The following is a 26,170-nucleotide window of genomic DNA, read 5'->3' as shown; positions in this document are numbered from 1 at the left end:
GTGCACCTCACAATGAAAAAATGTTCAGACCATGTGTTCAGGCCACTTTTTGAGAATTGGGCTGGGGCTGCGACTGGGGCTGGACCAGCAGGCAACGCACACTGTGGCCGTCGGCCAGCCAGGTGACATCTGGGCGTGTGACCGAGCATTCGGGCACGGCCATCTTGCACCGGCTGGCAAAGGCACAGCCCTTGGGCAAGTCGGTCAAGTCTGGCGGTGAGCCGGCAATGGTTTCCAGTCGCTGGCCTTTGGCCAAAGCGCCGTCGGCGCGGCTTTGCAGCAAAGCGCGGGTGTAGGGGTGACGGGGCTCGCGCATCAGGGTGCGGGCAGGCCCCTCCTCCACAATGCGGCCGGCATACATCACGGCAATCCGGTCGGCCACCTCGACCGCAGCACCGATGTCGTGGGTGACAAAAATCACCGACAAACCCATCTCTTTTTGCAGCTCGCGCAAGAGCAGCAAGATCTGGATTTGCACCGTCGCATCGAGCGCGGTGGTGGGCTCATCGGCCAACAAGAGCTGCGGGCGGCAAGCCAGAGACAAGGCAATCATGGCGCGTTGGCGCATGCCGCCCGACATTTCATGGGGATAGGCCTGCAAACGACGCTCGGGGCTGGGAATGCGCACCCGCTCAAACAAAGCCAAGGCCCGCTGTCTGGCTTGGTCCTCGCTCACATTTTCGTGACGGCGGATGGTTTCAATAATTTGCTGCCCCACGCTGTAAACCGGGTCCAGCGCCAGCAAGGGCTCTTGAAAAATCATGGACGCCACGCGCCCACGGAAGCGGCTGAGCTGGTCTTGCGACAGCGTGAGCACATCCTGATCACCCACCCGGATTTGCCCCGTGATTTGGGTTTTCTTTTCAGCATGCAGACGCAGGATGGTGCGCAAGGTGACGCTTTTGCCAGAGCCTGACTCGCCAATCAGGGCGACCACTTCGCCGCGCTGCACACGCAAGTCCACGCCCGAGACGGCCTGAACGGGTTTTTTGCCACCGGTGAAGGTGACATGCAGCTGGCGGATGTCCACATAGGCGGGTGTTGAAGTGTCCGGTTTCATGCCGCAACCTCCGAAGGTTTGACCGTGCTTTGCAATGCGGGTGCACCGGTGTGCGCTGCGCCAGCGACGTGCATCCAGCAGGCCACTTGCTGGCCGTGCTGGGCTTGGGCCAGCACCGGCATTTTTTCGCTGCAAATGGCTTGGGCGTGCACACAACGGGTGTGAAAACGGCAGCCGCTGGGCGGGTTGATGGGGTTGGGTGGGTCGCCCGCCAAGGGGGGAGTTTCGGTGCGCCGATCCGGGTCCAGTGTCGGAATGGACGAGAGCAAGGCTTGGGTGTAGGGGTGGGCGGCATGCTTGAACAGCGTTTCACTGTCGCCCACTTCCACCACTTGGCCCAGGTACATCACCATGACCCGGTCGCTCATGTAACGCACCACATTCAGGTCGTGGCTGATGAAGATGTAGGTCAGGCCAAACGACTCTTTCAAGTCCAGCAAGAGGTTCAGCACCTGCGCTTCCACCGACTTGTCCAAGGCAGAGACCGCCTCGTCCAAAATGATCAAACGCGACTGCAAGGCCAAAGCCCGGGCAATGTTGACACGCTGCCTTTGCCCGCCCGACAACTCATGCGGGTAACGCTCGGCAAAGCGCTGCGGGGCCAAGCCCACCCGTTCGAGCAAGTCACGCGCCCGGTCGATGGCCTCGCGCTCGGGCAGTCCGTGGACCATGGGGGCAAACGCGATCGAGTCTTCCATGGTCAAGCGTGGGTTCAAAGAAGCGTAGCTGTCTTGAAACACCATTTGGGCCTGGCGACGGTAGTCCTTCAGGGGCAGCGACTTGCTGCCCACCGTCTGGCCGTCAAACACCAGCTCGCCTTGGTCGGGCGTGATCAGCTGCATGAGCAAACGTGCAGTGGTGGATTTGCCGCAACCGGACTCGCCCACCACGCCCAAGGTCTCACCCTTGAACACGTCAAAGCTCACCCCATCGACGGCGCGAACCACACCCGCGCCGCGCCCCAACAGGTCTTTCTTGAGCGGGAAGTGCTTGACCAAGCCACGCACCGAGAGCATTGGCTGACTGGTTCCACCCGCCTCATCATTGGCCATTGTCATTCGGACCTCACTGTTTGATTTCCATGGCCGAGCGCAAGCCGTCGGCCAGAAGGTTAAAAGCAATCGATGTCATGAAAATCATCGCCCCGGGCAAAGCGGCAATCCAGGGTTGCGTGTAAATGGCGGTGCGCAAGGTGTTGAGCATCAGGCCCCATTCCGGCTCGGGGGGTTTGACGCCCAGACCCAAAAAGCTCAGACCCGAGGCCAGGATCATGGACACCGCGATCAGACTCGTGGCGTACACAAAAATCGGCCCCAGCACATTGCCCAGCACATGCACCCGCACGATGGTGAAAGCCGACGCACCCGAAGCCCGGGCTGCCTCGACAAAATCACGCCCCCGAATTTGTGTGGTCACGCTCTCGGCCACCCGCGCCAGCGGCGGGATGAACACAATCGTCAAGGAAATCAGGGAGTTGGTGATGCCCGCCCCCAAAGCGCCCGACAAAGCGATGGCCAGCAACACCGAGGGAAAGGCGTAAAAAACGTCGATGGTGCGCATCATCACGCTGTTGACCCAGCCCCCGGTGTAACCGGCGGTGATGCCGATCAGCGAGCCGATGACAAAGGCGCAAATCACCGGGGTGATGCCCATGAACAAGGACAGCTTGGCCCCCACCATCAATCGGGTGAGCATGTCGCGGCCCAACTCGTCGGTGCCCAAGGGGTGCCCTTCAAAGCCAATGGGCTTGAGGCGTTTGAGCATGGACGACTGGTAGGGGTCCATGGGGGCCAGCCAAGGCCCTAAGACAGCCAGCACCATCAAAAACAGCACCACCAAAGCAGCACCCACGGCCACTTTGTCGCGCAAAAAACGACGCCCCACGGTTTCCCAATAACCGGCAGAGCGCTCATACACCAGCGGTAGCACCGGGCTGGCGGCCGCATTCAATGAAGTCATGTCAATTCCTTGAGGTCGAGATCAAGCGCGTGCAATGCGAGGGTCCAGCAAGGTCTGGATCACATCCACGATGAGGTTGAGCACCACAAAAAACATGGCCAGCACCAAGATCGTGCCTTGCAGCAAAGGCAAGTCGCGCTGGAAGATGGCCGAGTTGAGCAAGAAGCCGGTGCCAGGCCATGAAAAAACCGTCTCGATCAGGATCGATCCGCCGAGCAGATAACCCAGTTGCAAGCCCATCACCGCCAAGGCCGTGGGGGCGGCATTTTTGACGACATGCCAAAAAATACCCAAATTGGTGAGTCCCTTGGCACGCAAACCGACGATGAACTCTTGCGCCAGGATGTCGGCCACCAAGGCCCGCACCGTGCGCGAGATGATGCCCATCGGGATCACGCTCATGGTGATGGCCGGCAAGAGCATGTGTTTGACGTGCTCCCAATCCCAAACCCATTGGCTGGACCCCCCAGGCCCTGCACCACCGGGCGGCAGCCACATGAGGATGGACGAAAACACAATCACCAAGACCATGCCCAGCCAGTAGTGCGGGACGCTGACCCCCAGCACAGACAGCAAAGAAGCGAACTTGTCCAGCCAGGAGTTTTGGAAATACCCGGCCACAAAACCAAACAAACTGCCCAGCACAAAGCCGATCAGGGTGGCCAGCATGGCCAGTCGCAAGGTGTTGCCCACGGCGGTCATGACCTCGGCCGCCACGGGGCGGTTGCTGGCAATGGAGGTGCCCAAATCACCCTGCAAGGCACGCCAGACCCAGGTCACAAATTGCTCGGGATACGAGCGGTTAAAGCCGTACAACTCGATCAACTGCGCTTGCAAGTCGGCCGAGGCATCGGGCGGCAAAATCGACACGAGAGGATCGCCCGGTGCCAGGTGCACCAAGCCAAAACAAACCAGCGCCACCCCCAGCATGATGGGCAGGGAATAAATCAGACGCCGCAACAAAAAGCCGAGCATGCCATCACTCCAAAACTGCAATTTAAAAAGTGTGCTGTCAGGTCATGAACAACTTGACTGCACACCCAGGGGTGTGGGCCCCAAGGCCCACACCTGAACCATCAGTCCATCGACACCGGAGCCAAATCGACAAACCAGCTGCGCGGCTGCACAAAGCCCTTGACCTTCGCGCTCATGGCACGCGGTCCCACGTCGTGGGCAATCCAGACGAAAGGTGCTTCTTCGACAATGCGGGCGTGCAACTTGGCCAGCGCTTCGTCGCGTTTTTTGTCATCAAACTGCGTGCGGGCTTCGGCATTGAGCTTTTCAAACTCGGGGTTGCCAAATAAACCCCAGTTGTTGGACACCGGTGGGAAGGTGCCCATGCTGGTGAAGCGCACCATGCCAAAGAAGGGATCCATGGCGGAGTAGCTCACGTTGATGGCGTGCGCACCGTTGGCCGAGGGGTCTTTGGCCCCACGACGCCAGTTGGTGAACAAGGTGTTCCACTCGATCACGTCAAACTGCACATCAAAGAAGCACTGCTTGAGCGACTGCTGAACAAACTCGTTCATGGGCAAGGGCTGCATCTGGCCTGAGCCCGATGCCGAAATCTGCACCTTGACCTTGAGGGGTTTGGCGGCGCTGTGGCCCGCTTGGGTCATCAAGGCCTTGGCCGCATTCACGTCGTACTTGATGTCGAATTTGGGGTTGCCCCACCAGGGGTGACCTGGAGGCACCGTGCCTTTGGGGGCGGCCATCATGCCGCCCAAAAGGGTTTTCAGGCCCTCACGGTCGACGCACAAGTTGGCCGCATGGCGCACCCGCTTGTCCAGCCAGGGCGAGCCTTCGGCAAACGACAACTGCCAAGGCCAGACATGGGGCTGGGCATTGCTTTCGATCTTGAAGCCGCGCTGGCGAATTTGCGGCATGGCGTCGGGGGCGGGGGCCTCGATCCAGTCGACCTGGCCACCGAGCAAAGCAGCGGTGCGGGCATTGGCCTCAGGCATGGGGACCAGCACCACGCGGTCAACCTTGGGCATGCGCTTGGGGTCCCAATAGGTTTTGTTGGCCACCATTTCCAGGCGCTCACGCGGCACAAAACGGGCCATTTTGAAGGGGCCAGAGCCGGAGGCATCTGCGGCAAAGGCGGTCCATGCCGCTTTGGATTTGTCTGCGGGCGTGGCGCCTGCAGCGGCATCAAATTTCTTTTGCCAATGCACAGGCGAGGCAATGAACAAATTGGTCAGGTTGATGGGCAAAAACGCATCGGGCTCGCTGGTGGTCAGCTCCACGGTCAGGTCGTCAATTTTGCGGGCGCTGCGCAGTGTGGGCATGCGCGAAGCGGTCACGCCCACCTGGCTGGCGTCAAAGTGCACCGCGTCTTTGTCGAGCACCTTGCGCACGTTCCAGACAATGGCATCAGCGTTGACAGCCGATCCGTCATGGAACTTGATGCCGGGGCGCAGCTTGAAAGTCCATTTGGTTTTGTCGCTCGCCCCCACCGTCCATGAAGTGGCCAAGCCGGGTCCTACCACACTGGGGGCATCGGCTTTGGACAAGTCCCAGTGGGTCAAGGCGTCGTACATCGGGATGCCGGTGAACCGGTTGCCCTCAAAGCCTTGGTCAGGCTGACCCAAGGTGCGGGGAATGTCAGCCGCCGTCATGGCAATGCGCAAGACTTTTTCTTGCGCCTGTACCGCCATGGAGATGGCGCTGAGCCCCATCCCGACAGCCATGGTGAACGCCCAAGATGCGGGCAAAGAACGTGGGGAAAGGATAGACCGCTTCATCAAAACTCCATTAAAAGTGGATTGAAAAATGAGCAACAGACCTTGAGTACTGACAGATCAGGTCTGTAAATTAACATACGTCAAATGAGTCTGGCAAGTTTTTTTGTATGCAATCACCGTGCCCGCTTGGAGACAGGGCCTGCGTCGTCAGCACGCCGAAGCGAATCTTGAAAAAGGTCCATTTACTCTGCAGAATCAGGCACAAAAATGATGTTTTCTGGCACCATTCTGGTCATCACATGGCGCATCACGCCCCAATTTGGCGATTTTTTTGTATGCAATAAACAACTTGTCACCTCGGACATTGACACCGACATTCCGGCACGATGCATGCCTGCAACCGGGGAAGAAAGTCGGCCCTTGCCCCACTGAAAAAAAGGAACCCATCGCATGAACACCCCCGCAATGCGCCGTTATTTGTTGATCAACCCCAACACCAACGCCTTGACCACACAACGCTTGCGTGACGTGTTGCTGCCCCAGTTGCCGCCGGGCGTGCAACTCGATGTGCAGACCGCCCGATTTGGAGCGCCTTACATTGCCTGCGAAGCCAGCCATGCCGTGGCCGCTCACGCCTGCCTGGACCTGTGGACCTCGCACCGAGGCACGCCGGAACAAGCCTTGCACGGTGTGTTGATTGGCTGCTTTGGCGACCCGGGTTTGTTTGCCTTGCGCGAAGCCAGCGGCTGCCCGGTGACGGGACTGGCCGAAGCCTCGTTCATTCAGGCCGCAGCACACGGGCCATTTGCCATCGTCACGGGTGGCGAGCGCTGGAAGCCCATGCTGCAGCGCCTGGCCACCAGCTTGGGTTACGGCGCACAACTGCGCCACATCGAGACGGTGGCCCCCACGGGTGCGGCGCTGCAGGCCGACCCCAAGATGGCCATTGAATGCCTGAGTCAAGCTTGTCAAAACGCCGCCCAAAGCGGCGTGGCCAGCATCATTTTGGGCGGTGCCGGACTGGCTGGTTACGCCCGGTTGCTGCAAGCCCACTGCGACCTGCCCCTGATCGACAGTGCCCAGGCCGGCTGGGAAGTCTTGCTGCAACAACAGGCACCTGCTGCGCCGTCCAAGCACGATGGTTTTTATGCGCCCTGGGTGGGCTTGCCGCCAGATTTCATGGGCGTCCCCACACGCGGCTGAACACGGCCCGTCCTTCAAGGCATCAAACTGCCCTGAGCGGCCTTGAGCACCGCACGGCTCAAGCCATCGAGCAAGGCAGAAGCTGCGCGGGTTTCCTGCCAGTACAAGGGCACATCCAGGGGTGTGCCCGGCACCAGCTCCAGCAACGCGCCGCTTTGCAGGTGCGGCGCAATCAAGGTCAAAGGATGCAGGCCCCAGCCCATGCTGGCCAGTGAGGCCTGCACAAAAGCCTGCGTGGAGGGCAAGGTATGTCTGGGCAATTCCACATGTCGGTGGCACAAACGCCGCACCCAGCGGGCCTGCAATTCGTCTTGGGTATTAAAGACCAAACTGGGTGCATGGGCCAGGCTTCCGGCCGTCACGCCCTGCGCCAAATGGCGCTGCACAAAATCGGGACTGGCCGCTGCCACATAACGCATGGCACCCAGGGCGCGGCTGTTGCAACCGGTGGCCGGGCGGGCTGTGGCTGTGACGGCAGCCAGCACAGCGCCACTGCGCAACCACTCGGTGGTGTGGTCCTCGTTGTCCACCGACACGGCCATCAACACCGGTGCATCGGCCGCAAAGGCGGTCAGGGCCGGGGCAAACCAGGTGGCCAGGCTGTCGGCATTCACCGCAATGGGCAGCGTGACACGCGCCACGCCCTCGGGGGCCAGACCGGGCAATGCGCCTTGCAATTCCTGCTCCAGCAGACGCACACGGTCCATGTGCTGGCACAAGCGTCGGCCGGTCTCGGTGGCCTGGCAGGGCTGACTGCGCACCACCAAGGCACAACCCACCCGCTCTTCCAGCAGCCGAATGCGTTGCGACACGGCCGACGGCGTGACGTGCAATGCGCGAGCCGCACGCTCAAAACTGCCTTCACGAACCACAGAGGCCAATGCGGCCAGAGAAAAATAGTCGAGCATGAAATGAGTTTTTCTAAAGCCAGTTAATGAAAGACAGTTTGTCTTAATCAATCAATCCTGACAAGCTCATGCCCTATGAATTGGAATCACACACTGAATTGGGGATGGCCTGTTTTTGTGCAGGGCATGGTTTTGGGGCTGGGCCTGATCGTGGCCATTGGGGCGCAAAACGCTTTTGTGTTGCGCCAAGGTCTGCGCCGCGAGCATGTGGGCAGCGTGGTGGCGTTTTGTGCGGTGGCCGATGCGGTGCTGATCACGGCGGGCGTGATGGGCATGGCGCAAGCGCTGGGTGAGCGGCCAGCGTTTGCAAGAGCACTGGCTTTGGGCGGGGCGGCGTTTTTGGCTGTGTATGGCTGGCGGGCGCTGCAGCGCGCGCGTCAGGCCAGCACGCTGGACGTGACCAGCACGGGCCAGGGCCTGAGTCTAGGGGCGGCGCTGGCCCAAGCGGCGGCGTTCACCTTGCTCAACCCGCATGTGTATCTGGACACGGTGCTCTTGGTGGGCAGCATTGGCGCACAGCAGCCGGCCTCCTTGCAGGGCTGGTTTGCGGCTGGGGCCAGCACAGCCAGTTTGCTGTGGTTCAGCGCCTTGGGCTTTGGGGCACGCTGGTTAGCGCCCTGGTTTGCCAAGCCCCGCGCCTGGCAGGTGCTGGATGCGCTGATCGGTGTGACCATGTGGGTGCTGTCGGCCTTGCTGGTGCGCCATGTCTGGGCTGGCCTGTAAACCCTGCTGCAGCAGCGGCGTGGTGTTGGTTGACCCGATAAGGGCGGCGGCCCTGCGGATGCCCCTCGTACCACACAATGCAGACATTTCACATTGGGGGGGCTTAGATGCAATTTCCCATGTAGGAGCGACGCCCTCGTCGCGAAAAGCCTTGCAGACCACCACCCATCGCCCCGAGGGCGGGGCTCCTACAAAATGCAAAGCCCCCCAAAATGGTGGCCGCCAAAAATGCAAGGCATGGTCTCTGTAGGAGCGACGCCCTCGTCGCGATCTGCCATGCAGACCACCACCCATCGCCCCGGGGGCGGGGCTCCTACAAAATGCAAAGCTTCCCAAAAAGGTGGCCGCCAAAAATACAAGACATGGTCTCTGTAGGAGCGACGCCCTCGACGCGAAAAGCCTCGCAGACCACAACCCATCGCCCCGGGGGCGGGGCTCCTACAAAATGCAAAGGCCCCCAAAATGGTGGCCCCCAAAAATGCAAGGCATGGTCTCTGGAAAAAGGGGGTCAGATCCAGGTTGGACATGACCCCTTGAACATCACTTGCGTGGGCCTTTTGGACGGTTGAACCAGTTGGCCAGCATGAACAAGCCAAAGACAACAAACATGATGATGAGGACGTGATGGGTTTGCATGGTGATTCCTTGTGAATGCGTGAAGTTGATTAAAACAAACAGATTATGCAAACTTGGCTGAATGCCGCACAGGGCGGATCAAAGGTCCCATAGCCCAAAGGGTCAGCAGGAGCAGCACCATTTCGAGCCCGTAGACGGACGAGTAACCCAGCACCGAACTGCTGCCCAGCGCTACGCCGTCGCGTACCAAACCCCCAACGGCCATGCCCACGCCGGCCGCCGTGGCTTGCACCGCTCCCCAAGCGCCCATGGCCAAACCAATTTGCTCGGGGGGGGCCATTTGCATGGTGGCAGTCAGGGTGCCGTGGGCAAACAAACCTGCACCCAAGCCAATGAAGAAAATACCCACCGCAAACAAAACCGGTGACATCAAGGGGGCGGAGGCGATCACTGCTGCAAAAGCGGGCAGACCGACCCATGCGCCCCAACTGGCCATTCGGTAGGCGTCCCCGCCCCGCCCCAACACCTTGGAGGCCCAGGCAAAGCCAATCAAACCGCCCAATGCCAATGTGGCGGTGAGCATGGTGGTGGTAGAGACACTCAGATTCAAAATCTCGCCACCAAAAGGTTCCAACAAGACATCTTCCATGGTGAAGGCCATGGTGCCCAGCCCCACCGCGAGCAAACGACGCAAGGTGTTGGGCCCTTGGCAAAACAGCTGCCAGGCTTGTGCGAATGTGTGGTCAACCGGGGTGCCGGGTTTGCGCAGACGGCTGCGCGGCTCTTGTTTCCACAGGGCCACCACGTTGAGCACCAGGGTCATCACGGCCACGGCTTGCACCACACGAATGAGCTGACCCGGGCTGTAGTCGCGCAGCAAATGGCCGAGCATCAAGGCGCTGCCGATCATGCCCAGCAGTTGCATCACGTACATGAGGCCCACCACTTTGGGTTGGCTCTCGGGCGGGGCCAGGTCGGTGGCCAGGGCCAAACCTGCCGTTTGCACGGTGTGCATGCCAATGCCCACCAACACAAAGGCGCCTGCCGCACCCACCAAACCCACCCACGCCGGGGCTTGGCTCGACTGCCCTGCTCCGGCCAGCACCAAGAGCGCAAAAGGCATGATGGAAAAACCGCCAAATTGCAGCAAGCTGCCCATCCAGATGTAGGGCACGCGCCGCCAACCCAGTTGCGAGCGGTGGTTGTCCGAGCGAAAACCGATCAGGGCACGAAAAGGGGCCACCAGCAAAGGCAGGGCCACCATCAAAGACACCAGCGTGGCGGGAACTTGCAGCTCCACAATCATCACGCGATTCAGGGTGCCCACCAGCATGACCATGGCCATGCCGACAGAAATTTGAAACAGCGACAAGCGCAGCAGACGGGACAGCGGCAGATCCTCGCTGGCAGCGTCGGCGAATGGCAAAAAACGGGGGCCCAAGCTGGCCAGCGTGTACGCCAAAGAAGATGGTTTTTTGGTTTTGGTCATGGAGGAAAGACCAAGCGCTTTCGCGCTTGGCCGTTCGGCGGGGTTCACCCGTTACTTCTTCACCGCAGCATCGGCCGCAGGTGCAGCAGCCACCACTTTGGTGCCACCGTTGAGGAAGTTTTTCACCCAAGAGGTGTTCAGGGTCAGGGCCAGGTGCACGCTGAAGGACGCAACGGCCACAGCAGCGATGAACACTGGAATACCAACCGAAGGTTTCACCACACACCACATTTTCGAATAGATCATGGCAGTACCTCTCTTATTTGAGCCAAGGTGAATAGATGAAGGCCAACAGGTGGGCAAATGCGGCAATCATGCCGAAGATTTGCGTACCCTGGATGAGATTGCGGTGAATCTCTTCCGATTCGGCCTCGGTCAGTCCCGTTGGCCAGACTTTGTCTGAGTTCGACATAGTTTTTCTCCTTGAAGAAAACGTGCAAGGCCCGCACGAGGGCTATTCATGGCCACCATGGCCACAAATGGGGTTGCCTTGAACGCGCTCGCACGTCGGCACACTGGGCCGGGCTGGACAAGTTCAAGGTTGTTCATCTCAAGCCCGCCTTGGCATGCGCCAGGGCAGCATGGCTTGAACCACCGGTGACACCAAGCGTGGCACCGACAGGGTTTCGTGGAAGGCGAGCAAGGGCTCGCCTGCGTAATCAAATTGAAGCAAGGCACGCTGGTAAAACGGCGTGTCTTCGAGTTGTTCGTGCACCCGCACAGGGTGTGCGCTGCGCATGCGCCGGGCAATGCGCCAAGCCGTTTTGGACAGGCGCTGCGCCGGGGGCGTGGCGATGGGCTCGACCGTGCCCTTGGGTGTGAAGCGCAGCGACAGCACACGGTCTTCGGTGCCGGGTGCTTGCATGTCGTAAAACACCACGGTCGAGCCATCGCGGGTGCGGGCGCGTGACCAGTCCCAGGTGTAAAAGCCCTGGTCTACCGGCTCGTCACCTTCGTTGGAATCGAGGTAAGCGTGGCCTTGCCATTTCAGGTCTGGGGCGCTCAGGTCCACCTCGATGCGCGAAGCCGGTGCCAAAGGTCCCCAGCGGTGTTGGCCTGCCACATCCAAGGGTGTGGAGTAGCCAAAGAGTTGCTGTGGCCACAGTTTGATGCGACCCCGAATCCGGTGCGGAAAAGGCACACACACTTCGTTGATGTCGATGCTCAGGCAGTCACCGTCCCAGCTGAGTTGACTCGGTCCAATGGTGAATTGGCGTTCGCTGCGGTGGCAGTGGCGCTGGCCCCGCTCGGTCATGGCCCAGCGGCCTTGGCCTTTGCTGTAAATGGCCACGTTCAGGGCGCAATGATTTTCTGGACTGGCGCGGCCACTGCGCCGCGCCCAAGCGTAATAAGGCGAGAACACACTGCCCACAAAGGCAATGAGGGTGATGCCGTGTTGTCCGCAATCACTCATGGCGTCGACATACCACCAAAGGTAGCCTCCATCGGGGACGTGCTGGTCGAAGCGAGGCTCGCCATCACGGCTTCGGCCGCCCGCTGCCCGGACAGCGCCGCCATCGGAACCCCCGGCCCAGGATGCACGCTGCCCCCCGCCAGATACAGGCCCTTCAGGGGTGTGGTGGAGCCAGGTCTGCTGAAGATGCTGGTCCAGCCGTGTGTGGCCTGCCCGTACAGGGCTCCCGCGCTGGCCGGAAAACGCCGATGAAAGTCCTGCGGTGTCGTGCGCAAGCTGTTGGTCGCTGTGGGGTGCAGCTGCAGACCCAAGCGAGACAAGTGCTGAAAGGTTTTCGTTTGGCATTGTTCTAAAGCCTCCTCGGTGATTGCGTTGCCATCACCGCTGGCGGGTGCGTTGACCAAACAAAAAATGCGTTCTGACTGGCCAGGCAAAAGGTCCGCAGGTCGGTCTTGTGCACAGACATAAACCGTCGGTTGCTGCGGCAGGCGCTGGCGTTCAAAGATGTCTTCAAACTCGCTGGCGTAGGTGCTTTGGAAAAACACGTTGTGCCGGTCCAGAGCCACACCATCGGCGGGGGCATGCATCGACCAGGTCAAGGCCGACAAAGATCGCGGAGGTGCCGCCTTGGGCACGGCACTGCGCACCTCATCGCCCAGCAAACCCTGACGCAAAGCGGACGCGTCGCCATTGAAGATGATGCGGTCGGCCGGTAAAAACTCGCCCGACTGCAGGTGCACACCACACACGCGGCCCTGGCGCTTTTCGATGCGCTGGCAGGTGCTTTGGTAGCGGAACACCGCCCCTTGTCGACGGGCCACCCGGGCCAGCGATTGGGCCATGCCCACCATACCGCCTTCGACCGACCAGACCCCGTCCATCTCGACTTGTGCGATCAGCATCAGGGTGGCCGGTGACTGCCATGGCGATGAACCACAATAGGTGGCGTAGCGGGCAAAGAGTTGACGCAAACGCGGGTCCGTGAATTGGTGTCCCAGTTGCTGCCACAGGCTGCGCATGGGACCGAGTTGGGCCAACACGCCCAAACCTTTGAAACCCAAGTCCCCCATGAAACCACCCATGCTCGGACGCTGGGCCCGGATCATGGGGCCTTCGAGCGTGGCATACAGCTGACGGGTGGTTTTGCAAAAATCAGCAAAACGCCGGGCTTCGTCACCGCCAGACCAAGCGGCAATGGCCGCTTCGCTTTCTTGGGGGTTGGCCGACAAATCGAGCTGGCTGCCATCGGGCCAAAAGTGCCGCGCCAGCACTTGCAGCGGTGTGATGCGCATCTCGGCCTCAACACTGGTGCCCACACTGCGCAGCAAGGCATCAAACACCCAGCGCATGGTGAACACCGTGGGGCCGCTGTCGATGTGTGCGCCGTTGACCTCGCGACTGTGGACCTTGCCACCGGGTGCATGGGCTGACTCGACCACGGTGACATCCAGCCCGCGGTGGGCCAGTGCAATGGCACTGCACAAACCGCCCATGCCCGCGCCGATGATGACCACTTTGTGCTCAGACATGGCTGGGCTCCAAGGTGTGGACATCCAAGGCCGGCTGGGCCACTGGAACGACATCGTTCGTGCTGAACACAGGGGTTTTTAAGTCGTAGGCTTGGCCCTGCCAAACCCCGGCCATTTGCAAGACCTGCATGCGCACAAACAGCGACTCTGAAAAAAACTGGTGCTTGTAGGCCGCGGCACTGGCCACCTGATGCGCCCCTTGGTGCGCGTAGTCCAGCATGGCGGCCGTGTCCCGCCACAAGCTGAATGTGCACTGCCTGACCAAAGGGGCCTCGCCCAAACCCATGGCCAACAAACATCCTGGTGCATGACTCAGGTCGGCCTGTGCCGCTGGGGCGTAACGCCAAAAGGCCATGGCCTTGGTGGGCACAATGCTGGCACGCGTGAGCACCGCAAAGGGGCCTTTGGCCTGGGCTTGTTGATCCCACTGCTCACCCAAAGCTTCTGCGCTGCTGGCTTGCCAAGCTTGCTTGTCCCATTGCCCGCGTGCCGACTGCACCGTCAACACACCCGACCAGCACTCACGGGCACGGCTTTGGTAGGCCTGGACAAAGGGGCTGTCCAGAAAACGCAAGGCCAAATCCAGATGGCTGAAAGTGCAAATCAGGCCTTGGTGTGTGGCACTGGGCCGCAAGCTGAAGCCCCCGCCATGGCCACTGCCCATGACTTTGATCATGGTCAGGCCGGGCACATCTTTGTAAGGCGTGGCCCCAGCTACCAGACGCAACCAGCCCCAGCCCTGGTGCTTGCGACAAAAGTCGGCCAGCAACACCACCACCACGCCTGACAGCGGGTCATGAAGAGAGGTGGTGGGGTCCATGACAGCTGTCCAGTGTAGAGACGGTGATGCGTTCGACTACTTGGCCGCCACTTTGGACGCGGCCAAAGCAGGTTTGAGCAACTCGGGGAAGTCTTTGGCCATGGGCGCACCGTTCAAAGGCTTGTAAGCACCTTGGTGGCAAGTGGCGCAATTGAGCTTGGCCACGTCACCCATGGGGCCCTTGCGGTGCGCCGGGAAGACTTCGGTCAAGGGCTCCATGTAGGTCAGGTTCAGATCACGCGCCATGCGGATGCCGTGCCAGGCCGTCACACGCTGAGGTGGGCTGTTTTCCCAATTCTGGAAAGACTGCGTGTTGTGGCAATAAGTGCAGTTCACACCCAGCGAGGTCGACATGTGTGTCATCAACCCATAAGTCCATTCGGCTTGTTTGATCGACTGGCGGTTGCCCGATGGCAAAGCCGTGGAGCCGTTGACACGGATCTTCTGGTCGCCCAACAAGAACGGGGTGAAGGGGTCGTTGGGCAAGGAAGACAAATTGACCACCGGTGAGGGGCTGTTCTGTCCGGTCTTGTCGCCGATGAAATTCGAACCATAAGGCTGTGGATCGGCTTTGAACCAAATGGCGTTGGGCACGGGTTCACCGCGATGGCAGGTGTAGCAAGTCACCCCGGTTTTGGCCACATGCGGCTGCCAGTCGGCGTTGATGTGTTGGGTCATCTCGACCATGCGCCGCGCCACCACCTTGGTGTACTTGGTGTCGTCTTGAAAGTTGGGCAAGGCGTGGCAATAAGCACAACCTTCGTTGGGAGCGACCCAGCTGGTCATCGAGACCATCAGGCGGTTGAAGTCGCCCACACTGAGGTCACCCAAAACTTTGACGTTTTTGTACACCTGTGAAGCTTTGGGCCCGTCAGATCCAGCCGAAGGGATCGCCACAGGAGGCTGGTTCTTTTCGGTTTTGACTTCGAGCAAACGGGCGTTGTAAACCTGAACCATGCCGGTGCCACGGTAACCGCTTTGCACCGTCTCAGGAATCGGGCGTTCGCAGCCGGCCAGCACGAGGCCGACCAGTGCCAGGCCCAGACCTTTGGCCATGCGGCTCATCCAACGGGGAGAGTGTGTGGTGTTCGGGTTCATGGCTTGACTCCTGTGCTCAGCGCGGGGTCAGCCATCGCTGGAAAAATTTCGGGGTACGGTGGCGCCACGCCATGCTTGATGGCCCAGAGGTACCAGTTGTCGACCACGGTGCCGGTCAGCAAGATGCCGATACCGCCAGTGATGGGGCACAGGACGGCGAACCACCAGGCCCAACGGTGAATCGATTCCATGGTGGCGTTGAAACCCATGGTCCAGCGCCAGAACAAGGCCGCACGCTCAGAGGCCGTGCCCCGGTCGGTGATCTGTTCGATCTCGCGTTCGCCACCGAAGCGGGTCACCGCCAAAATGGTCGCACCGTGCATGGCAAACAACAGGGCCGAGCCATAGAGGAACACGATGGACAGCGCGTGGAAGGGGTTGTAGAACAGGTTGCCGTAGCGCAGCGAGAAGGCCGCCGTCCAGTCCAGGTGGGAGAAGATGCCGTAAGGCACAGCCTCACCCCAAGATCCCATCAAGATGGGGCGGAACAAACCCAGCACCAAGAACAACCAAATGGCGGCTGCAAAGGCCCAAGCGATGTGTGTGCCCATGCCCAGCTCCACTGCGCGGCGGTAAGTGCGGGCCCACCAGAACATCACCGATGCGGTGAGGAACAAACCCACGATGAGGAACCAGCCGCCTTGGTTGAGCGGGGGCAAACTCAGGCCGTAGCTCGGTGGTGGCGGCTCCAGCGACAGCCAAAACAACTGCCGCACGAACTGGATCGGGTCGTAGTTGACCGAGGCCAGCATGTTCATGCCGATCAGGGTGAAGGCAATCATGCCGAACACGAGTGAGGCCAGGCCCAGGCCCCCCAGGTAGATGGGACCGAGCTGGGCATTGCCCAATTTACCGATCCAGTAGTTGATCAGGGGTTGCCCGGTGCGTGGGCTGTTGCCGTGTCCAAGTTCCACCCCGTGGTGGACTGGACCCACGGCTTGCACCGTGGTGAACAGGTTTTGATAGTCGGCCATTTGCGGTACTCCTCAATTCTTGGGGTTCGTGCTGCGTGCAGTCCGAATCAGACGGGCCACTGGGACCAGATGGGCATGTTCAGCCACCAGCTCCACCACTCGGGCCAGCCACGGCTCCAGAAGGGACCGCTGAGCACGATGCACAGGGCGCTGAACAACACGGCCGCCAGGGCCATGAATAAACCCAGACGGTGGATGCCCAAGGTGCCGATCGAGTAGCCGATGATGTCGCGGAAGAACGTGTCTTCGTGCTCGGGGGTCTTGACCACGGTGCCGGGTGTGGGGTTGGTGGAAGACAAGATCAGACCGCCGTGCAGCGACAAGGCAAACACACTGGCAAAGAAGAAACTCACAGCGATCATGTGCGCCGGGTTGTAGTGAAAGTGCAGGTACTGGTAGCCCACGTTGGACACCCAGTCGAGGTGACTGTAGATGCCATAAGGAAAGCCGTGGCCCCAAGCGCCCATGAGCACAGGGCGAATCACCACCAAGGTGAAATACGCCGAGATGGCCACCCCAAAGGCCACGGGCACATGAAAGCCCATGCCCAGCTTGCGGCAGATTTCAACCTCGCGCATCATCCACGAGCCAAAAGCGCCCAATGCACACACCGTGATGAGCTGCCACAGGCCGCCTTCCATCAAGGGCGCAAAGCGCAGGCCGTAAGACAAATCAGGCGGTGCGATGCTGATTTGCCAAATGTTCCAGGTCGGGCCTTGTGAGGCTCCCCACAAAATGAGCGCCGTGCCCAGGAACGAAAAGAACAGGGTTGTGACGCCGAAGAAGCCGACGTAAAAGGGTCCGACCCAAAAGTCAAACAAGTCACCACCCAGCAGGGTACCACCGCGAACGCGGTACTTTTTCTCAAAACTCAGCATGGCCATGGTTGGGTCCTCCTGCCTTCAGTGGATAAACAGATGCCGCATTGACACGGGTTCAATGGCGGCACCTGAACGGCAAGTCCTGGATCAGGACTTGGGCGCGGCCAGCGAAGCCACAGCCGTGGGCAGCGGCGAGTTTTGCGCCGATGCTGCTACGGGTTTTTTCGCGCCGTCGAGCCAGTTGAATTTGTTGGTGCTGAGCAAGATGAGGTGAATCATCGCGGCCAGGCCAAACAAGAAAATGCCCTGCAGTACCATGGCACGCAAAGGGTCGTAAAGTCGCCAAATTCTCCACATGGTGAATCTCCTAAATGATGTGGGACATGAAGGTGTACACCGCAGCTTTCACACCTTGGCTCATGCTCTTGGCATCTTCTGCGCCGGGCAGCAGATCTCTCCAGTGAACGCCGACCAGTTTGGCCAGTACGACGACCACAAACAGACATCCGAATCCGATGAGGAAGATGGACCAATACGCAGGGGATTCATCCGCACGCGAATGCTCCTCTTTGAATGGGCTTGTGTTTTGCATGACAGTGACTCCGTCAATCTATGGTTGAAAAAACAGGCTCTGAATCAGAACCAGGGACGCCACGCCCAGACCAGGATGTGGGCCAGAACAGCAACTGCTGTAAAGCCTACGGTGCCTTGCATCCAGTAATGGTGGAACTCCTGGGCTTCCTCATCGGTGAGTCCGGAAATTGATGTCTTGGTGGACATGTTTTGCTCCTTTTAAAGAGGCCTTGCGACCCGGGTTGCGCACAGCCCGCGCAGATGGGCATCCGCAGCCAAAGGCCACGACATCGGATAAGCCGTGCCGCATGGGGCGGCACCTGCTGTTGTGTTGAGAGGGGTGTGCTTCATGCCGCCACCCCCAGACCCAGTTCGCGGCTGGCCGCGACCACATGGGCTTCTGTCACCTCGCTGTGGCCCTGGGCCTGCGAGAGTTGTTCGGCTTGGTCACGCAATCGCTTGGCCGCTGAAATTTGCACCAGCACCGGCTGGCTTTGCACCACATCGCGCAGGCGCTGCTGGGCCTGGTCTTGCCAGCTGGCGTTCGGGGCAACCACCCCACGCGCATGGGTGGCGGGGGCCTTGTCCATGTCGGTGCCCAGGGGCAAGATGTGGAACAGTGCATCAAACAGCGCGTTGCACACTTCCTGGATCACATAGCTTGCACCGCTGTAGCCCATGAAAGGCGTGCCGGTGTGGCGGCGAATGATGGCCCCAGGAAAAGAGGCGGGAATGAAGGCCGCACGCATGGGGCTGCCGCCTGAGATTTCGCTCAGGTACATGCGCTCGTTGTAGCTGCCGAACATGATCAAAGGCGTTTGCGTTTTGACCAATTCGCGCACAGCCACGTTGTCGGTCTTGGTGCCTGCCGTGCGCGAGATGCTGAAGCGGCAAGGCAAACCCATCTCGTTTTCGAGGAAGTTTTTCAAACCCCGTGAATACGTTTCACCGGCCACCACCGCAAAGCTGGCCGTGGCAAAAAAGTCTTGGGTCACCGAGCGCCACAGGTCCCACATGGGCTTCAATGTGGTGTGCTTTTCGCGCTCAATGAAGGGCTCGGGGTCCAGGTGCAGCAACTGACCGAGTTTGCGCAGGAAATTGGTGGTGCTGTGCAGCCCGATGGGCGCTTGCAAATAGGGGCGCTCCAGCGCCTCGCACAGCATGCGCCCGAACTCGCGGTACATGCAGATGTTCACATCGGCTTCGACCAGACGCGACACATCGGCCAGGTGACTGCCCAGCGGGAAAACCATGTTGACGTCGGCACCAATGCCCTGCACCAAGCGGCGGATTTCGGCCAGGTCACTCGCACTGTTGAAGGTGCCGTAGCAGGGGCCAATGATGTTGACGCGGGGCTTTTCACCCACAGGGCGGTCTTCAAAAGGTTTGCGGGCAGGCACTTTGCGCAGACCGTATTCGCTCCACAACCAGTACATGGCGCGGTTGGCGCATTGCCACTGGTCTTCGTCGATGGTGCGGGGCAAAAAGCGGGCGATGTTGGTGCCTTCGGGCGTGACACCACCACCGATCATCTCGGCGATGGAGCCGGTCACCACCACAGCGGGCAGTTCGGGGTCCAGCGTGGCGTGGGCGCGTTTCATGGCGCCTTCGGTGCCTTCACGGCCCAGTTGCTCTTCAGCCAGGCCCGTCACCACAATCGGCAATTCGTGCGGCGGCAAAGCGTCGGTGTAATGCAGCACCGAAGTCACGGGCAGGTTTTCGCAGCCCACCGGGCCGTCGATGACCACTTGCAAGCCTTTGATGGCGGTGAACACATACACCGCTCCCCAGTAACCGCCTGCGCGGTCGTGGTCGAGGATGAGTGGCGACTTGGGTTTGGCCACGGTGCTGGGAGGGGGCGTGACTTGGTTCATGAACCCATCTCCTCGGCTTTGCGCTTTTTCAAGAGCTTTTCAATCTGGCGACGGGTTTCGGCTTTGAACTCGGGCCGGTCTTTGGGCACCGACTCCCACACGCCTGCGGCGTGGCCTGCGCCCACATCACCAAAGAAGGACTTCATGGCGTCAAAGCGGGCTTGGTTGCCCATGGCGGCCTGCACCACCTGCACCAGTGAACCTGCACCGGCGACACCCATCAAGGGACGGGCCGAAATCAGGTTGGTGAAGTAGAGCGATGGCACGCTGTTTTGCTTGGCGATCTGCACCACCGGGGTGGTGCCAATGGCCAGCTGTGGCCGGTATTCGTACATGGCGTTGAGGTCTTGCTCGAGCGAGGCACGCATTTGCACCTGCACGCCCTTGGCTTGCAGCCAAGCGATGTCTTGTGCGTTCCACTCCGTGGCCGGGCAAGCCGAGCCCACGTAGCGCAGATCGGCTCCACACTCGACCAGCAAACGGCCCACCAACAACTCGGAGCCTTCGTAGCCGCTCAAGGTGATGCGGCCCGAAATCGGTTTTTGCATCAAGAGGCCACGCATTTGCGCCAGAGACTGGTTGCGAGCCACGTCGATCTGCGCCTGCGCAATGCCTGCAGCCTGGCCGATGTTTTGCAGCCAGTCTTGTGTGCCCTCCAGCCCCACCGGGGCCGAGCCCACGACAGGGCGACCGGCGGCTTTGAATTCACGCACGCTGGCGGTGTAAAACGGGTGGATGGCGGCAGCGACCGAGCAGTCGAGTGCGGCGTACAACTCGCGCCATTCGCGGGTGGGCACCACCGGGCCTGCGGCCAGACCCATGGGAGCGAGCATCTGGCCGATGATGACCGGATCGGCCGGGAACATCTCACCCAGCAAGGCCACCGTGGGCTTGTCACCGCGACCGGCACGGGGCGCGGCCACAGGGCCGCTGATGATTTCTTCGCGGGCGTATTTCAGCATCGCTCCGGCCAACACGTCTTTGGCTTCGGCATGCGTCGGCACGCCAAAACCGGGCACGTCGATGCCGATGATGCGCACGCCGTTGATCTCTTTGGGCAGCAGCTGCAGCGGCACACCGCTGGCCGTGGGCACACACAGGTTGATGATGATGACGGTGTCGACCTGATTCGGGTCGGCCTCGGCGTGCACCGCTTCGCGGATGTCTTCAAACAGCTTGCCGGTGACCAGAGACTCGGAGTTGAAGGGCACGTAGCCCACGCTGCGGCGTGCGCCGTAAAAATGGGAAGTGAAGGTCAGGCCATACACACAGCAGGCCGAGCCTGACAAGATGGTGGCGGTGCGCTTCATGCGCAAACCCACACGCAGCGAACCAAAGGCCGGGCACATACTTTGCGGCTGATCGTGCGGGCCAGCATCGGGTTGGCGCGGATAGTCGCGGGCGTACTGGTCCAGCACCTCGGACTTGCCCGCTTCTTTGGCGGCGGCCACCATGGCTTCGGTGCCGGCGTGGCAACCCATGCCGTCGCCTTGCAACCCTGCGGGGTTGGGAGCGTCGGTGCTGGGGTGAATCGGAATGGTGCGTGTCATGGCCGTGTCCTGTGGGTGTGACTTGGCAACTCAGGCCGCGTCGTAGACGACTTCCAGCGAAGGCTTGATGTCTTCGTGCTTGCCGACCATGTCGAACACGGTGGCGGGCTCAAGGACCACGTTGCGCCCGACCACGTCGGCGCTGAACAGGCCCAGCAACTGGTCCTGCGTTTGGGGTTTCGGACGCATGGGGGGAGCTTCGGCCACGTTCTTGGCCAGCTCAGCAAACAGCGGACCCCACTCGCCGTCGGGGCGGCCGATGATTTCGTAGCTGGCGCTCTTGCGGCGAATGTCTTCGTTGGCCGGAATGGCCGCCAGCACCGGGATGCCCGCATTGGCTGCAAAGCTCTGGGCTTCGCCCGTGCCGTCGTCTTTGTTGATGACCATGCCGGCCACGCCCACGTTGCCGCCGAGCTTGCGGAAATACTCCACCGCACTGCACACGTTGTTGGCCACATACAGCGACTGCAAGTCATTGCTGGCCACCACGATCACCTTTTGGCACATGTCGCGGGCAATGGGCAGACCAAAGCCGCCGCACACCACGTCACCCAAAAAGTCGAGCAGCACGTAGTCAAAACCCCAGTCGTGGAAACCGAGTTTTTCGAGCGTTTCAAAACCGTGGATGATGCCGCGACCGCCGCAGCCGCGACCGACTTCGGGGCCACCCAATTCCATGGCAAACACACCATCGCGCTTGAAGCACACGTCGCCAATGCTCACGGCCTGGCCGGAGAGTTTGAGGCGCGATGACGTTTCGATGATGGTGGGGCAGGCTTTGCCACCAAACAACAAACTGGTGGTGTCGCTCTTGGGGTCGCAGCCGATCAGCAGCACTTTTTTGCCCTGCTGCGCCATCATGTAAGACAGGTTGGCCAGCGTGAAGCTTTTGCCGATGCCGCCTTTGCCATAAATGGCAATGATTTGTGTCTCTTTGGTCACTTCGGTGGTGCTGACGGCGTCGGGTTCGACGTCGGCCTCGCGGCGCAGCACTTCAACAAATTTGATGGGCTGGGTGGTGGTATCTGTGTTCATGCTGTGGCACTCCAATCAAGGATCATCTTGAGACAGCTCGCATCTCCGAAGGCAGTCTCGTAGGCAGAACCAGCTTGCGTCGATGGCTGGGTATGGGTAATCAGGCCGTCCAGTGACAAGCGACCGGTGTTGACCAGTTCGTTGACGGCCAGCAAATCGGGGCGCTTCCACTCGGCGGCGATGCGCATGCGGGCTTCACGCATGAAGGCCGGGGCGTAGGCAAAGGAGAGGTCTTGTTTGTAAAAGCCAGCCAAGACCAACTCGCCACCGGGGCGCAGGCGCTGAATCAGGCTGTTGAGCAGGCTGCCGTCGCCGCTCACGTCGTAAATGGTGCGGTAGTCGCGGCGTGGGTCGTCTTGCGGCTGAACCACCGTGTAGCCCTCGGCCCCTGAAGAACGCTGGGCTTGGGTTTCCCACACGGTGGGTGCAGGCAGGCCGGCAGCAACAGTCAGTCGGGCCAACAGGCGACCCATGACACCGTGGCCGACGATGAGTTCGGGGGCTTCAAACGGGTCTTGCTGACCACCGCCCGACACCGAGTGGTACGCCGTGGCAGCCAAGGCCAGCAGCACCGATTGCGCACCCAGGTGATCGGCCACAGGCACCACTTTTTGCTCGGTCACCACCAAGCGCGAAGCCGCGCCGCCAAACAGGCTCTTGACACCCGTGAAGCAATTGGCACCTGGCACAAACACGCGCTGTCCGGCTTGAAGTCCCGAGTCTGAGGCGCTGCGGACCACGCGGCCCACCGTCTCATAGCCCGGAACCAAGGGGTAACCCATGCCCGGGAAGGGGGGCATGCTGCCGTCCCAGAGCATGCGCTCGGTGCCGGTGCTGATGCCACTGAACTCGACCGCCACTTCAATCTGGCCGGTTTGCAATTCGGGCAAGTCCAGGGCCTGCAGGGACAGGTGTCTGGGGCTGTTGAAGACGACGGCTTGGGATCTCATGGTTGTATTCTTTGCTTTACATCAAGATATGTCAAAGTTAATTGACACTTTTTTGAGAAACCGAGGGTAAACACTGAGATTTACGTCCCAAAAGAATGCGGGCATGGATGGGCATGGCGTTGGGCACTTGCTCGACATGCGTGAAACCGGCCTCTTGCATCATGGTTTGCAGCTCTTGAGGGGTGCGCAAGCGCCCTGCTCCCATGGCCAACAAATAAAAGTGAAAGTAGGCATCGGCCGAAGCACTGGGCTGTCCAGCTTCGTCTTCGGGCTGCGCCATGGGCTCGGCCAACAACAACACCCCACCCACCGGCAAGGCCGCAAAGGCTTTGTGCAAGATCTGCCGCACCACCACATCCGGGTGGTCGTGCGCCACACGCACCAAGGTGATCAGGTCAGCCCCCTCGGGCAAGGGATCGTCCAGAAAACTGCCCGGGTGCAGGGCCACACGCTCCGTCAAACCTTTGGCCTGCAGGCCTTCACAGGCCAGCGCCAGCACGGGCGGCAGGTCGAACATTTTGAATTTCAGGTGCGGTGCGTGTGCGGCCAACTCGCTGACAAACCGGCCCTTGCCCGCGCCCACGTCCAGCACACAACGGTGCTCATCAAAAAAGTAGGACGACAAAATCTCTTGCACCACAAAGCCCTGCGAAGCCGCCATGAGCTGCGAGTAGCGGGTGAACTTGTCCACCTCGGCTTGGGGCGATGCCACGGGTGCAGCTTGCTGATGGGCATAGGGCCAGTACTCGGCCATGCCGCCGCTCCACGCATTGTTCAAAAACTGCACCGGGTCCTGCATGTCTTGGTAGAGCAAGTGGTTGTGCTCGATCATTTGGGCAATGCCCTCGTGCTGCGCCAGCGGCACGCCCAGCGGACCCAGGCCAAAACGGCCTTGGCTGCGGTGTTCCAGGAGGCCCAGCGCCACAGCCGAGAGCACCAAGCGCTGCAGTACAGCGGGGGCCAGACCGGTGCGATGGGCCAAATCGTTCAAATGAGCGGGGGCCTGATGCAATGTCCGAAACAAGTCCAGCCGCACGCAAGCGAGCAAGACCTGGCTGTGCACAAACCCGGCCATCAAATCGAACAGCTTGCGGGTGCGCCTGCGGGTCAACCAGCGGGTGAGCGGATTGCTGAGCGACCAGCGGTACAAACCGGGGTGGGCGTACCAGCGCTCCAGACGGGCTTGCCAGGCATCTTTGATCGAGGTGCCAGCGGTGTGGGCCTGCACGGCCGCCAAATCCAGAGGTTGGGACATGATTTTTCCTTGGTTTGAGGCCGTCCGGGCGCTCAATGGGGAGCGCTGATGCGGGCAGCGGCCACTTCGGGGTGGGTCTTGAAATAGCCGTCGCACAGGGCTTTGGGCACCAAGCGCTCGGCCTCCACCTGCACCAACTGGCGCAACATGTCGCGGCAAGAACACGCCGGAATCGACCCCGCAGCTTGGTCGATCAGGTGGTCAAAATGGGCAATCGCCCCAGTCAAGCCCAGCGCTTGGGCGGAGCTGGGACGGGCATGCAATGCGTCTTGCCCAGCAGGTTTGCCCAAGGTGGCGGCGTCGGCGATCACGTCGCGGATGTCGTCGGCCACTTGGTAGGCCTCGCCCAAATAGTGGCCCAAGTGAGCCCAAGGCTCAGGGGCCACACCACAGCTGAGGGCCCCAGCGCAGGTGGCCGACACAAACAAAGCCCCGGTCTTGGCACGCTGGTATTGGCCCAGGTCAGCGCTGCTCTCGCACTCCCAGGCTTGCCCGGCCACGATACCGTGGGGCAGGCCCACGCCAGATGTCATGTTGTCCATGAGCGCGATCAAACGCTCGGGGCGCTGTGCACCGGCTTGCAACAACACGCGGTAAGCCATGACGATCAGGCCGTCACCGGCCAACAGCGCCAGCGGTTCGCTGAAAGCCTTGTGCACCGTGGGCAGGCCGCGTCGGGTGTCGGCATTGTCAAAAGCGGGCATGTCGTCGTGCACCAGCGAAGCGCAATGCATCAACTCCAAGGCCACAGCAGCGGCATTGGTCAACTCGGGCGTGTCATCACCACAGGCGGTGGCCACGGCCATGCACAACTGCGGGCGTATGCGGGCCCCGCCCGAAAACACGGCATGCCGCATGGCGGCGACCAAACGAGGCGGTGCGCCCACACCGGCGGCTTGCTCAAAATGTGTGCTCAGGGCTTGCTCGGCGCGTGTCAACAGACTCATGGGACCTCCGGAGGGAAGACCTGTCAACTCAAGCTGACAGACTTGAGTGTCAATATATCTTGATTTTTGAGTATGTCAACCCGTGTTGACACCCAACGGGCGCTTGGGCGAGTGAAAAACAAGCCCATCCAGCCTTCGTGCTGCAGTCCAGTGCGGGTGCGGCCGATGACACGGTCATTCCCGGCTAGGATGTCAGTCACACATGGGGAGCAGGGTCATGGGCATTTGGTTGGAGCTGGGCATTTTTGGACTGGTGTTCGTGTTTGCCTTTTGGCAAATGCACGACGTGCGCAAGGCACAGGAAAAGACCCGGCAGCAACGGGCACAGGAAAAAGCACAACAAGAAGCGCAAACCCGCGAGCCATTGGACAAATAGACACAGCCATGAACTCATGGACCCAGCCCCATGATTTTTTTTGTAGGAGCGACGCCCCCGTCGCGAAAAGCCTCGCAAACCACCACCCATCGCCCCGAGGGCGGGGCTCCTACAAAATGCAGGGCCTCCCCTTGTAGGAGCGACGCCCCCGTCGCGAAAAGCCTCGCAAACCACCACCCATCGCCCCGAGGGCGGGGATCCCACAAAATCCAGGGCCTCCCCTTGTAGACATGATGGATGACCTGCCCACCTGACAAACGTGGGTTAAGTTAATGGGTGTGAAACCTTTATCAACTCAGTGCCACAACTCAGGAGGCAGGTCATGAAACAGTTTAACGATATTTACGTC

General features: G+C 60.6%; 27 protein-coding genes. 3 read left to right on the top strand and 24 right to left on the bottom strand.

The annotated features are described in order from the left end of the window. Positions 1 to 37: 37 nt before the first annotated feature. From B9Z48_RS12185 to B9Z48_RS12165, 5 genes are all read right to left on the bottom strand, one after another. Entirely contained in the window at positions 38 to 1,060 is a 1,023-nt protein-coding gene (locus B9Z48_RS12185; protein WP_108378714.1) for an ABC transporter ATP-binding protein, read from the bottom strand. Continuing rightward, positions 1,057 to 2,118, bottom strand: a complete 1,062-nt coding sequence (locus tag B9Z48_RS12180; RefSeq protein WP_199233506.1) for an ABC transporter ATP-binding protein — start codon at positions 2,116 to 2,118, stop codon at positions 1,057 to 1,059. Before B9Z48_RS12180 ends, B9Z48_RS12185 begins: the two co-directional genes overlap by 4 nt. Before the next feature lie 7 nt (positions 2,119 to 2,125). Beyond that, positions 2,126 to 3,019, bottom strand: coding sequence for an ABC transporter permease (locus B9Z48_RS12175; protein ID WP_194944688.1), 894 nt, complete (start codon positions 3,017 to 3,019; stop codon positions 2,126 to 2,128). A 21-nt stretch (positions 3,020 to 3,040) separates the two neighbouring features. Continuing rightward, complete coding sequence (locus B9Z48_RS12170) at positions 3,041 to 3,994, bottom strand: ABC transporter permease (protein WP_089956653.1); 954 nt, start codon at positions 3,992 to 3,994, stop codon at positions 3,041 to 3,043. Positions 3,995 to 4,095: 101 nt separating this feature from the next. After that, positions 4,096 to 5,712: an ABC transporter substrate-binding protein gene (locus B9Z48_RS12165; RefSeq protein WP_089957001.1), complete on the bottom strand. Its 1,617-nt coding sequence runs from the start codon at positions 5,710 to 5,712 to the stop codon at positions 4,096 to 4,098. Between the two features lie 444 nt (positions 5,713 to 6,156). On the opposite strand from B9Z48_RS12165, the gene B9Z48_RS12160 reads away from it, so the two are divergent. Next, entirely contained in the window at positions 6,157 to 6,909 is a 753-nt protein-coding gene (locus B9Z48_RS12160) for an aspartate/glutamate racemase family protein (RefSeq protein WP_108378712.1), read from the top strand. A 14-nt stretch (positions 6,910 to 6,923) separates the two neighbouring features. Here B9Z48_RS12160 and B9Z48_RS12155 read toward each other — a convergent pair whose 3' ends face one another. Beyond that, positions 6,924 to 7,817, bottom strand: a complete 894-nt coding sequence (locus B9Z48_RS12155; RefSeq protein WP_108378710.1) for a LysR family transcriptional regulator ArgP — start codon at positions 7,815 to 7,817, stop codon at positions 6,924 to 6,926. 75 nt (positions 7,818 to 7,892) lie between these two features. Between B9Z48_RS12155 and B9Z48_RS12150 the strand changes: the two genes are divergently transcribed. After that, on the top strand, positions 7,893 to 8,540 hold the full coding sequence (locus B9Z48_RS12150; protein WP_108378708.1) for a LysE/ArgO family amino acid transporter: 648 nt from the start codon (positions 7,893 to 7,895) through the stop codon (positions 8,538 to 8,540). Between the two features lie 679 nt (positions 8,541 to 9,219). On the opposite strand, the gene B9Z48_RS12145 is transcribed toward B9Z48_RS12150, so the two are convergent. The 18 genes from B9Z48_RS12145 to B9Z48_RS12060 all read right to left on the bottom strand — a co-directional run bounded on the left by B9Z48_RS12145 (position 9,220) and on the right by B9Z48_RS12060 (position 25,445). Then, the gene (locus tag B9Z48_RS12145) at positions 9,220 to 10,605 is read right to left on the bottom strand and encodes a PucC family protein (protein WP_089956643.1); all 1,386 of its coding nucleotides are present in this window, start codon (positions 10,603 to 10,605) and stop codon (positions 9,220 to 9,222) included. Between the two features lie 51 nt (positions 10,606 to 10,656). After that, on the bottom strand, positions 10,657 to 10,851 hold the full coding sequence (locus tag B9Z48_RS12140; RefSeq protein ID WP_108378706.1) for a light-harvesting protein: 195 nt from the start codon (positions 10,849 to 10,851) through the stop codon (positions 10,657 to 10,659). Positions 10,852 to 10,864: 13 nt separating this feature from the next. After that, positions 10,865 to 11,017 (bottom strand): light-harvesting antenna LH1, beta subunit, encoded by a 153-nt coding sequence (gene pufB, locus B9Z48_RS12135; RefSeq protein WP_089956637.1) that lies wholly within the window; start codon positions 11,015 to 11,017, stop codon positions 10,865 to 10,867. 138 nt (positions 11,018 to 11,155) lie between these two features. After that, positions 11,156 to 12,019 (bottom strand): carotenoid 1,2-hydratase, encoded by an 864-nt coding sequence (locus tag B9Z48_RS12130; RefSeq protein WP_108378704.1) that lies wholly within the window; start codon positions 12,017 to 12,019, stop codon positions 11,156 to 11,158. Continuing rightward, on the bottom strand, positions 12,016 to 13,548 hold the full coding sequence (gene crtD, locus B9Z48_RS12125; RefSeq protein WP_108378702.1) for a 1-hydroxycarotenoid 3,4-desaturase CrtD: 1,533 nt from the start codon (positions 13,546 to 13,548) through the stop codon (positions 12,016 to 12,018). The genes B9Z48_RS12130 and crtD overlap by 4 nt, the downstream gene beginning before the upstream one ends. After that, positions 13,541 to 14,368 (bottom strand): hypothetical protein, encoded by an 828-nt coding sequence (locus tag B9Z48_RS12120; RefSeq protein WP_233261104.1) that lies wholly within the window; start codon positions 14,366 to 14,368, stop codon positions 13,541 to 13,543. Before B9Z48_RS12120 ends, crtD begins: the two co-directional genes overlap by 8 nt. Positions 14,369 to 14,404: 36 nt before the next feature. Beyond that, positions 14,405 to 15,466, bottom strand: coding sequence for a photosynthetic reaction center cytochrome PufC (pufC, locus tag B9Z48_RS12115; RefSeq protein WP_228769183.1), 1,062 nt, complete (start codon positions 15,464 to 15,466; stop codon positions 14,405 to 14,407). Continuing rightward, positions 15,463 to 16,440: a photosynthetic reaction center subunit M gene (gene pufM, locus B9Z48_RS12110; protein ID WP_089956629.1), complete on the bottom strand. Its 978-nt coding sequence runs from the start codon at positions 16,438 to 16,440 to the stop codon at positions 15,463 to 15,465. The genes pufC and pufM overlap by 4 nt, the downstream gene beginning before the upstream one ends. Positions 16,441 to 16,487: 47 nt before the next feature. Further along, complete coding sequence (pufL, locus tag B9Z48_RS12105) at positions 16,488 to 17,324, bottom strand: photosynthetic reaction center subunit L (protein ID WP_089956626.1); 837 nt, start codon at positions 17,322 to 17,324, stop codon at positions 16,488 to 16,490. 84 nt (positions 17,325 to 17,408) lie between these two features. Next, the gene (pufA, locus tag B9Z48_RS12100) at positions 17,409 to 17,618 is read right to left on the bottom strand and encodes a light-harvesting antenna LH1, alpha subunit (RefSeq protein WP_053168888.1); all 210 of its coding nucleotides are present in this window, start codon (positions 17,616 to 17,618) and stop codon (positions 17,409 to 17,411) included. 10 nt (positions 17,619 to 17,628) lie between these two features. Further along, positions 17,629 to 17,853, bottom strand: coding sequence for a hypothetical protein (locus B9Z48_RS12095; RefSeq protein WP_089956622.1), 225 nt, complete (start codon positions 17,851 to 17,853; stop codon positions 17,629 to 17,631). A gap of 44 nt (positions 17,854 to 17,897) precedes the next feature. Continuing rightward, positions 17,898 to 18,041, bottom strand: a complete 144-nt coding sequence (pufB, locus tag B9Z48_RS12090; RefSeq protein ID WP_019425952.1) for a light-harvesting antenna LH1, beta subunit — start codon at positions 18,039 to 18,041, stop codon at positions 17,898 to 17,900. 140 nt (positions 18,042 to 18,181) lie between these two features. Next, a complete protein-coding gene (gene bchZ, locus B9Z48_RS12085; RefSeq protein WP_089956619.1) occupies positions 18,182 to 19,708 on the bottom strand; it encodes a chlorophyllide a reductase subunit Z in 1,527 nt (508 codons plus the stop codon). Continuing rightward, the gene (bchY, locus tag B9Z48_RS12080; RefSeq protein ID WP_108378700.1) at positions 19,705 to 21,258 is read right to left on the bottom strand and encodes a chlorophyllide a reductase subunit Y; all 1,554 of its coding nucleotides are present in this window, start codon (positions 21,256 to 21,258) and stop codon (positions 19,705 to 19,707) included. The genes bchZ and bchY overlap by 4 nt, the downstream gene beginning before the upstream one ends. A gap of 30 nt (positions 21,259 to 21,288) precedes the next feature. Further along, complete coding sequence (locus tag B9Z48_RS12075) at positions 21,289 to 22,293, bottom strand: chlorophyllide a reductase iron protein subunit X (protein ID WP_108378698.1); 1,005 nt, start codon at positions 22,291 to 22,293, stop codon at positions 21,289 to 21,291. Next, complete coding sequence (bchC, locus tag B9Z48_RS12070; protein ID WP_108378696.1) at positions 22,290 to 23,243, bottom strand: chlorophyll synthesis pathway protein BchC; 954 nt, start codon at positions 23,241 to 23,243, stop codon at positions 22,290 to 22,292. The genes B9Z48_RS12075 and bchC overlap by 4 nt, the downstream gene beginning before the upstream one ends. Positions 23,244 to 23,280: 37 nt before the next feature. Next, positions 23,281 to 24,498 (bottom strand): methyltransferase, encoded by a 1,218-nt coding sequence (locus B9Z48_RS12065; protein WP_108378694.1) that lies wholly within the window; start codon positions 24,496 to 24,498, stop codon positions 23,281 to 23,283. A gap of 32 nt (positions 24,499 to 24,530) precedes the next feature. After that, the gene (locus B9Z48_RS12060) at positions 24,531 to 25,445 is read right to left on the bottom strand and encodes a polyprenyl synthetase family protein (RefSeq protein ID WP_089956606.1); all 915 of its coding nucleotides are present in this window, start codon (positions 25,443 to 25,445) and stop codon (positions 24,531 to 24,533) included. Between the two features lie 217 nt (positions 25,446 to 25,662). Here B9Z48_RS12060 and B9Z48_RS21665 point away from each other — a divergent pair, with 217 nt between their 5' ends. Next, positions 25,663 to 25,821 (top strand): hypothetical protein, encoded by a 159-nt coding sequence (locus tag B9Z48_RS21665; RefSeq protein WP_199233505.1) that lies wholly within the window; start codon positions 25,663 to 25,665, stop codon positions 25,819 to 25,821. The last annotated feature ends 349 nt before the right edge of the window (positions 25,822 to 26,170 follow it).

The organism is Limnohabitans sp. WS1 (assembly GCF_003063265.1).
In the GTDB taxonomy this organism is placed as follows: Bacteria; Pseudomonadota; Gammaproteobacteria; order Burkholderiales; family Burkholderiaceae_C; genus Limnohabitans_A.
The sequence above is the reverse complement of the archived record's forward strand: the minus strand, read 5'-3'. Positions and strand labels throughout refer to the sequence as shown.